Origin of the sequence: Rhodopseudomonas sp. B29, from assembly GCF_000333455.1 — a bacterium.
Lineage (GTDB): Bacteria > Pseudomonadota > Alphaproteobacteria > Rhizobiales > Xanthobacteraceae > Rhodopseudomonas.
Genome location: NZ_BADD01000057.1, coordinates 1 through 9185, shown reverse-complemented (window position 1 = coordinate 9185; position 9185 = coordinate 1). Strand labels below are relative to the sequence as shown.

General features: G+C 66.7%; 6 protein-coding genes and 1 other RNA gene. 5 read left to right on the top strand and 2 right to left on the bottom strand.

Annotated elements, in window-relative coordinates:
- Both I5M_RS33300 and I5M_RS01880 read right to left on the bottom strand, forming a co-directional pair.
- Positions 1-182: hypothetical protein (locus I5M_RS33300; RefSeq protein WP_210161607.1), on the bottom strand; the 182-nt coding region annotated here is incomplete at its 3' end.
- A gap of 166 nt (positions 183-348) precedes the next feature.
- Positions 349-1242, bottom strand: coding sequence for a LysR family transcriptional regulator (locus I5M_RS01880; RefSeq protein WP_031335034.1), 894 nt, complete (start codon positions 1240-1242; stop codon positions 349-351).
- 218 nt (positions 1243-1460) lie between these two features.
- Between I5M_RS01880 and I5M_RS01875 the strand changes: the two genes are divergently transcribed.
- The 5 genes from I5M_RS01875 (at position 1461) to rnpB (ending at position 8664) form a co-directional block, all read left to right on the top strand.
- Complete coding sequence (locus I5M_RS01875; RefSeq protein WP_031335032.1) at positions 1461-2834, top strand: MFS transporter; 1374 nt, start codon at positions 1461-1463, stop codon at positions 2832-2834.
- Positions 2835-2858: 24 nt separating this feature from the next.
- Positions 2859-4538 (top strand): FAD-dependent oxidoreductase, encoded by a 1680-nt coding sequence (locus I5M_RS01870; protein WP_022719850.1) that lies wholly within the window; start codon positions 2859-2861, stop codon positions 4536-4538.
- 118 nt (positions 4539-4656) lie between these two features.
- Positions 4657-6378 carry a S9 family peptidase gene (locus tag I5M_RS01865; protein WP_022719849.1) on the top strand — a complete coding sequence of 574 codons (1722 nt, stop codon included), beginning with the start codon at positions 4657-4659 and terminating at the stop codon, positions 6376-6378.
- A 25-nt stretch (positions 6379-6403) separates the two neighbouring features.
- A complete protein-coding gene (locus I5M_RS01860) occupies positions 6404-8134 on the top strand; it encodes a thiamine pyrophosphate-requiring protein (RefSeq protein ID WP_022719848.1) in 1731 nt (576 codons plus the stop codon).
- 47 nt (positions 8135-8181) lie between these two features.
- Positions 8182-8664, top strand: an RNA gene (rnpB, locus tag I5M_RS30825) — RNase P RNA component class A.
- The last annotated feature ends 521 nt before the right edge of the window (positions 8665-9185 follow it).

Sequence of the window (9185 nt, the reverse complement as noted above, 5' to 3'; positions counted from 1 at the left end):
CAGGCCTGGCGCCGCTCGCTGAAGCGCATGCCGGGACCGCAGCCGTCGCGAACCTGGACCACTGCGCTGGCCGCGCCGCTCTGCCGCGCACCGAGCAGCGATGCGGCGCCCGCCTGCGCCGGAATAGCCAGCGCGCCTATCACTATGATCAAAGCCGACCGCGCCAATCGCGAACCAAACATCGCTAGCCCTCTTCCAAATAACAGCCCGGCCGCGACTCTGGATCGAGTCGCTCTGGCAATGAGAGCCGACGCTAATCGGCTGTTTGTCGGCGTTGCAATGACGGTGCCGGCGCCGGCCCGCGTCATGTTGTCGCCGTCGCGCCGCTCCACGTGCGCTAATCGGGCCTTACAGGCGCATGCCGAGCTTCGCGGCCTCGACGAAGCGGCGCGCTGCCGGCGACAGCACGAAGGCGGCGCGGCTGATCAGCGAGACATGGCGCACGATGTTCGGGCGAGTCAGCGGCACCGCCGCCAGCATGGGGAATTGGCCGACTGGCAACATATGCGCGGGCAGGATGCTAGTGCCGACCCCATCCGCGGTCAGCGCCAGGGCGGTGGTAATCAGCGACACTTCGAACGCCGGTTCGAGCCGACGCCCGGTGCGGGCCAGCGCTTCGTCGATCTGGCTGCGGATGCGCGTACCGCGGCGCATCGCGATCAATTGGCCTCCGACGACCTCCTCCCAGGTCAGCCGCGCCCGCTTCTCGAAGCGGCCGTCCTTCAGGCCGATCGCCGACAGCGAACTTTGCATCAGCGTCTCGACCTTCACCTCGGGCGTGTCGACGCTCTCGATGCTGCCGATGCCGAGATCGCAATTGCCGCGGATGACGAATTCGAGCAGTTCGTCGGGCGCAACGTCGAACAGCTCGATGCCGACATCCGGATAGTCGGCGCGATAGCGTGCCACGACGCGCGGCAGCAGCGCCGACGCAACGCCGGCCGACACCGCCACCGCGATGCGCCCGGTCTTGACCTCGACCAGATCGCGCATGTGGCGGTCGAGCCCCTGCGCACCGGCGAGGATACGTTCGGCGATCGGCACCGCGTCCTCGCAGGCCGCGGTCGGGTGCAGCACGCGGGTGGTGCGGTCGAACAGCTTGAGGGAGAAGTTCTGTTCGAGCTGCTGGATCAGCAGGCTGATTGCCGACTGGGTGACCCGCAATTCGGCCGCCGCCTTGGTCAGACTGCGCAGCCGATACACCGCCACCAGCGCCTCGAGCTGCCGCATCGTCGGAATCATCAGCACACCTGATCGTCTGTCGATTTGAGCGAGGGCAGCGCACGCCGATACAGCGACCTCCCACCCGCGGCCAACTCATAAGGTGACCTCATGAATATATCAAATTTTTCCGTCTAATCCCGAGAGTTCAGATTTTGCAAATTAGTCGCGTTCGCGCCTCGCCGCCCGTCGGTGGAGGCGCGGCTAAGCAAAAAACGACAATGAACGGGGAGGAGCGCGTGGCCGAGGCCATCAATGTGGCTCGCTTTATCGACGAGCGGCCGCTGTCGTCATTTCAGATCAGAACCATCATCCTGTGCGCGCTCGTCGTCGGGCTCGACGGCTTCGACGCGCAGGCGCTCGGCTTCGTGGCTCCGGCGCTATCCAAGGATTGGCACCTCGCCAGCGGCGCGCTCGGCCCGGTTTTCGGCGCCTCGCTGTTCGGCGTGATGGTCGGCTCGTTCGTGTTCGGCGGTCTCGCCGATTACTTCGGTCGCAAATGGCTGGTGATCGCTGGCGTGCTGGTGTTCGCTTTCGGCACGCTGGCGACCTGCTGGACCAGCAACGTCTCCGAACTTTTGATGCTACGCTTCGTCACCGGCCTCGGGCTCGGCGGCGTGCTCCCGAACCTGATCGCGCTCACCGGCGAATACGCGCCGCAGCGCCGCCGCACGCTGCTGATCATGCTGATGTTCATGACGGTGTCGCTCGGCTCGGCGATCGGCGGCTTTGCGGCCGCGAAGCTGATCCCGACCCACGGCTGGCAGGTCGTGTTCATCATCGGCGGCGCGCTGCCGCTGATCCTCTGCCCGTTCCTGATCGGTTGGCTGCCGGAATCGCTCTCGATCCTGGCGCTGCGCGGCACCAGGAACGATCAGGTCCGCGCCCTCCTCGGCCGCATCGACCCGACCACCAAGTTTGCTGCCGGCGCGCGCTTCACCATCGTCGAGGAAAAGGGCAAGGGCTTCCTGCTGCCGCAGCTGTTCACGCATGGTCGCCTGCTGCCGACGCTGCTGCTGTGGGTGATGTTCTTCATGAACATGCTCGACATCTACTTCCTCAACAACTGGCTGCCAACACTCGGCCATGGCGTCGGGCTCGACGTCCAGTCGGCGATCGCCGTCGGCGTTGCGTTCCAGATCGGCGGCATGCTCGGCACCGTCCTGCTCGGCGTCTCGATCGAGCGGCTCGGCTTCCACAAGGTGTTGTTCGCGACGTACTTGGCCGGCTTCGCCTCGATCGTCACCATCGGCCTAGCCGGTGCATCGCTGCCGATCCTGGTGCCCGCGGTGTTCGTCGCCGGCGTCGCGGTGATCGGCGGCCAGATCGGCTGCAACGCCTACGCGGCGCGCGTCTACCCGACCTACATCCGCGCCACCGGTCTCGGCTGGGCGCTCGGCATCGGCCGTTTCGGCTCGATCCTCGGCGCCACGATGGGCGGCATGATGCTAGCCGCGCATTGGGGCATCCCGTCGCTGTTCAACGCCAGTGCGGTGCCGCAGCTCTGCTCGGCGCTGGTGATCGTCGCACTGGCGATGCTCGGCATGCGCCGCGTCGTCGGCGCGCCCGAAGAAACCCGGTCCGGCGCAATGCCGGCCGCCGAACGAACCTGATCATTCGAGTAGTGAGAGATCGACATGCAGACGATTGATACGCAGGTCCTGGTGGTCGGGGGCGGCCCGGTCGGGCTCACCGCCGCGATGGATCTGGCCTCGCGCGGCATCAAGGTGGTGGTGGCGGAAATCCGCCGCGCCGGCGAGCCGCCGAACGTCAAGTGCAACCACGTCTCGGCGCGCTCGATGGAAGTGTTCCGCCGCCTCGGCATCGTGCAGCGCGTGCGCAACGCCGGCCTGCCCGCCGATTTTCCCAACGACTGCGCCTATCGCACCGCCGTCGTCGGCCGCGAGCTGAGCCGCATTCCGATCCCGTCCCGCGCCGAGCGCTACACCGCAACCGGCGGCCCCGACACCGACTGGCCGACGCCGGAGCCGCCGCATCGCATCAACCAGATCTATCTCGAACCGATCCTGTTCGCATGCGCGCAGGAGCGGCCGGAGATCAGCATCCTCACCCGCACCGAAATCGAAAAGTACGAACAGACGCCGAACGGCGTCGTCGCCACCGCGCGCAATCTCGACAGCGGCGAGACCTTCAGCATCGCCGCCGAATATCTGATCGGCTGCGACGGCGGCCGCTCCACCATCCGCCGCGCCATGGGCGCCAAGCTGTCCGGCACAGATGTCGTGCAGCGCGTGCAGTCGACCTACATCCACGCGCCGCAGCTCAAGGAGCTGATCACCCAGAAGCCGGCCTGGATGACGATGACCCTCAACCCGCGCCGCTGCGGCACCACCGTGGCGATCGACGGCAAGGACAACTGGCTGATCCACAATCATCTCGCCGCCGAGGAGACCGAGTTCGACAGCGTCGATCGCGACTGGGCGCTGCGCACCATTTTGGGCGTCGATGAGAAGTTCAAGTACGACATCCTCAGCAAGGAAGACTGGGTCGGCCGCCGCCTCGTCGCCGATCGCTTCCGCGACGGCCGCGTCTTTATCTGCGGCGATGCCGCGCATCTGTGGATCCCTTACGCCGGCTACGGCATGAACGCCGGCATCGCCGACGCGGTCGATCTGTGCTGGCTGATGGCCGGCGTGCTGCAAGGCTGGGCGGATCCCAAGATGCTCGACGCTTACGAGGCCGAGCGCCAGCCGATCACCGAGCAGGTGTCGCATTTCGCCATGAACCATGCGCTGGCGGTGATGAGCCAGCGCCGCGCCGTGCCGCCGGAAGTCGAGCAGGACGGCCCCGAAGGCGACGCGACGCGCGCGCGCATCGGCCAAGCCGCCTACGACCTCAACGTCCAGCAGTATTGCTGCGGCGGTCTCAACTTCGGCTATTACTACGAGGGCTCGCCGATCATCGTCAGCGACGGCGAAGCACCGCCGGCCTACAGCATGGGCTACTTCACCGCCTCCACCGTGCCGGGCGCCCGCGCCCCGCACGCCTGGCTGGCTGATGGCCGCTCTCTGCTGGATACGCTCGGCCCGGCCTATACGCTGATCCGCTTCGACCCGCGCATCGACGTCACGGCGCTCACCAAAGCCGCGGCGGAGTCGCACACGCCGCTGAGCGTGGTCGATGTCGATCCCGCCAAGGCCAACGTTCCCTCGCCCGAGAACCTGCTGATCGTCCGCCCCGACACCCACATCGCCTGGCGCGGCAACGAGCTGCCGCTCGATCCGCAGCTGCTGCTCGATCAGTTGCGAGGAAAGTTGGTCGATGCCAATCAGCGCCGCCCGGCGCTGGTTGGATAACATCCGTTGCACAACACAACAACTATGCGCGGTCCGGCCTGACCTCGTCAGCCCGGACCACCGGTATCGGCGGATCGGTACAAGCCGAGCGCCTAAACTTATTCCGGGGGACACGATCATGAAACGTCATTGGACCTTGGCGGCGCTCGGCGCCGTGCTCATTCTCGGCGGCGCGCTGCTGGCGCATTTCATCCAGACTTCCGGCGGCATCCGCATCGAGGACGTGCGCTTCAAGGGAGCCAAGGGCAACACCATGAGTGCCCTCGTCTACATTCCCGCAGGCGCCACCGAGCAGACGCCCGCCCCCGGCATCCTCGCGGTTCACGGCTATATCAACTCGCGCGAGACGCAGGACGGCTTCGCCATCGAATTCGCGCGGCGCGGCTACGTCGTCGTCGCCATCGACCAGATGGGCCACGGCTACAGCGATCCGCCGACCTACGCGTATGGATTCGGCGGCCCCGATGGCCTGCGCTATCTGCTGAGCCTGCCTTACGTCGACAAGGCCAACATCGGCCTCGAAGGCCATTCGATGGGCGGCTGGACCGTGCTCGCCGCCGCCTCGGCGATGCCGGACGCCTACAAGGCGATCGTGCTCGAGGGCTCGTCGACCGGCAAGCCGTTCGCCGCCGAGGGCACGCCGACGTGGCCGCGCAATCTCGCGGTGGTGTTCTCGCAATACGACGAATTCTCCGGGATCATGTGGGGCAGCGAATACGCCAAGAACGTCCCGCAAGCGCCAAAGCTGCAAAAAGTGTTCGGCGTCACGGCGCCGATCGAGCCCGGCAAGGTCTATGGCGACATCGCCCAGGGCACCGGGCGCGTGCTCTACACGCCGGCGATCACGCATCCTTCGGACCACTTCTCCGAGGAAGCGATCGGGTACAGCCTCGACTGGTTCGCCAAAACGCTGAGCGGCGGCAAACCGCTACAGGCGAGCGATCAGATCTGGCGCTGGAAGGAGATCGGCACGCTGATCGCCTTCATCGGCTTCATCGTGCTGCTGCTCGGCACCTTCGATCTGCTGCTCGCGACCTCGCCCTTCGCCGCCCTGCGCCTGACCACCGCCGATCGTGGAGGATCCGCGCCGGCGCAGACGGACGGCCGCTGGTGGGCGGCGTTCTGGCTCACCGCGCTGATCCCGGCGATCACCTATTATCCGGCCTTCGCGCTCGGCAACACCTTCCTGCCGGCGTCGAAGTTCTTGCCGCAGCTGTTCACCACGCAGATCGCCCTGTGGGCGCTGATCAACGCCGCGATCACGCTGGCGCTGCTGCCGCTGATCCCGAAGGCGCCCGCGCGCAGCGGCGTCATCGGCGCATCGCTGCTGATCGCCATCGTCACAGTCGCAGTCGGCTATCTGTCGCTGTGGCTCGCCGACGTCTTGTTCAAGGTCGATTTCCGCATCTGGATCGTGGCGCTGAAACTGCCGAACGCCAATCAGGCGCTGATCATGCTGATCTATCTGGTGCCGCTGACGCTGTTCTTCATCGTCGCGCTGAGCGCGCTGCATCGCAATTTCAGCCGTCCGGGCGCTGCCGCGCTCGGCCATTACGCCACCACGGTCCTGGCGCTGTCGCTCGGATTCGTCGTGCTGGTCGGCGGCCAGTATCTGGCGATGTGGCTCGGCGGCAAGCTGATCAACCCGTTCCCCACCTCGCCGGTGATCCCGCTGTCGACCATCATCACCATCCAGTTCGTGCCGCTGCTGGCTATCATCGCGCTGATCTCGACCTTCACCTGGCGCCGCACCGGCAGCGCCCTGCCCGGCGCGCTGATCTGCGGCCTGTTCGTCACCTGGTACATCGTCGCCGGACAAGCCACCCAGGCCGCCTTCTGACCTTCCGCTCGAGCTCTGACATCGCATGACCTCCCATAGCGCCGCGCATTACTTCCTCGAAGGCCTCGTCGATCTCGGCGTCGACTACATCTTCGCCAATCTCGGCACCGACCACGTCTCGCTGATCGAGGAGCTGGCGCGCTGGGACAGCGTCGGGCGGCCGCACCCGAAAGTCATCCTGTGTCCGCACGAGGTCGTCGCCGTGCACATGGCCGCCGGCTACGCGCTGGCGAACGGGCGCGGCCAGGCGGTGTTCGTGCATGTCGATGCCGGCACCGCCAATGCCTGCATGGCGATCCAGAACCTGTTCCGCTATCGCCTGCCGGTGATGCTGTTCGCCGGCCGCGCGCCGTTCAGCATCCACGGCGAGCTCACCGGCTCACGCGACACCTACGTGCACTTCATTCAGGACAGCTTCGATCCCGGCAGCATCGTGCGACCCTATGTGAAGTGGGAGTACTCGCTGCCCTCCGGCGTCGTCGTCAAGGAAGCGCTGTCGCGCGCCGCCGCCTTCATGCAGAGCGATCCCAAGGGCCCGGTCTACATGCTGTTGCCGCGTGAGACGCTGGCGGAGGAGCACGACGAGTCGGCGATGCCGCCCTACCCGGCCGCGCGCTACGGCGAAGTCCGCGCCGGCGGCATCGAGCCGGCCCGCGCCGCCGCGATCGCGCGCGAGCTGATGAGCGCTGACAATCCGGTGGCCCTCACGGCCTATCTCGGCCGCAACCATCAAGCGGTGGCAGTGCTCGACCGACTGGCGCGGACCTGCGGCATCCGTATCGTGGAGTCCGGATCGATCGACCTCAACACCTCGCAGGATTCGCCCTGCTTCGCTGGTTTCGATCCCGGCCCGGTGATCGCGGACGCGGACCTCGGCCTGCTGCTCGACGTCGACGTGCCGTTCCTGCCGCAGATGCTGAAGCAGGCCAAGCACAAGCGCTGGATCCAGATCGACGTCGATGCGCTGAAAGCCGACATCGCGATGTGGGGCTTCGCTACCGATGTGCGCATTCAGGGCGACTGCGCCACCATCCTGCAGCAGGTGCTCAATATCGTCGAAGCCGAGGCCGACGACGCCTACCGCGCCCGCGTCGCCGCTCGTATCGAAAGCTGGGCGCCGGCGCGCGACGCCGCCGCCAAGCGCCGCACCGCCGCGGCCGAGCAGCCGGCGGACAAGCCGATCACGCCCGCTTACTTGTTCTCGCGGCTTGATGCTCAGCTCAAGCCGACCGACATCGTCGTCAACGAAGCCATCCGCAATTCGCCGGTGCTGCAGCAACAGCTCCACCGCACCGAGCCCGGCAGCTATGTCGGCCTCGCCGGCGGCGGCCTCGGCTTCAGCGGCGGCACGGCGCTGGGGCTGAAGCTGGCGCAGCCCGACCGCCGCATCGTGCAGATCATCGGCGACGGCGCCTATCACTTCTCCGCGCCGGATTCGGTCTATGCTGTCGCGCAGGCCGAGCAGCTGCCGATCTTCACCGTGGTGATCGACAATGGCGGCTGGCAGGCGGTGAAGTCCTCGGTGCAGCGCGTCTACCCAAACGGCATCGCGCAGGCCAGCGACGCGTTCCAGTCGCGCCTCGCCTCCGGGCGCCAGGGCGAACGCCGCGGCTTCTGCGAGATCGGCGCCGCGTTCGGCGCCTATGGCGAGCGCGTGTCCGACCCCGCCGAACTCGATGCCGCGATCCGGCGCGGCCTCGCCGCCGTCGATGACGGCCAGGCCGCGGTGCTGCACGTCGACGTCACGCCGCTCTGAGGCGAGGCGGCTTGACGCCGCGCCGCGCAGCCCCCATGGCTAGCGCGTCAGTCGGCCGGACGGCCGCTCCCGCACCGGCCGAAAGGCTGCGGGGGAGGAAAGTCCGGGCTCCATCGACATACGGTGCCGGATAACGTCCGGCGGGGGCGACCCCAGGGAAAGTGCCACAGAGAACGAACCGCCCGCCTACGCAGCTTCGCTGCTTCGGCGCGACAAGCCCTCGGGCTCGCTGCGCCGTAACCCGTAAGGGTGAAGGCGAGGTAAGGGTGAAAAGGTGCGGTAAGAGCGCACCGCGTCGCCGGCAACGGCGACGGCACGGCAAACCCCACCGGGAGCAAAACCGAATAGGGACGGCATCGCGGATAGTTCGCTGCTTGCAGCGATAACTCCGCAGGGTGATGTCAAACCCGCCGTCCGGGTAGGTTGCTCGAGGCGCTGTGCAAACAGCGTCCCAGAGGAATGGCCGTCGCGCGTCGCGCCCGCAAGGACGCGGCGCCCTCCAGAACCCGGCTTACAGGCCGGCTGATACCTGATCTAGGAAGGGCTCGGCGTGATGCGCCGGGCCCTTCGCCTATCGCGCCCCACCGTGGCCGTCGAGCCAAGTCTCGAAGAGGCCCACCGCCACCATGATGGCCCCGAGAAGCACCGGTGACATCAGCGCGAACCACTGAAACCCCGTCATTCTTCAAGCCCTCCAAGCGCGCTGTGTCCTCATCCTGAGGAGCCCCGACGTAGCCCGCAGGGCGTAGCCGAGGCGTCTCGAAGGCTGAGGCCACGAGATACTTGTGGCCCATGGTTCGAGACGGCGCTACGCGCCTCCTCACCATGAGGTTGCAGATGTGGCAGGAGCCCTTCCGCCGTCAGACAATATTCTAGCGATCGATCTGACGTCTTCGAAGCGAGATCAATAGCCAAGCGATGATAGGCCCGGCAATCGCAACTGCAGACGTCAAATAAGCGTTAGCGAAGTACGTGTCGCCAAGCTCGCTTCGTATCGCAGGCCCGACGTCTGCGTCATGCAACTCGAGAAGCTGCGCCCCAACGAAAGCGC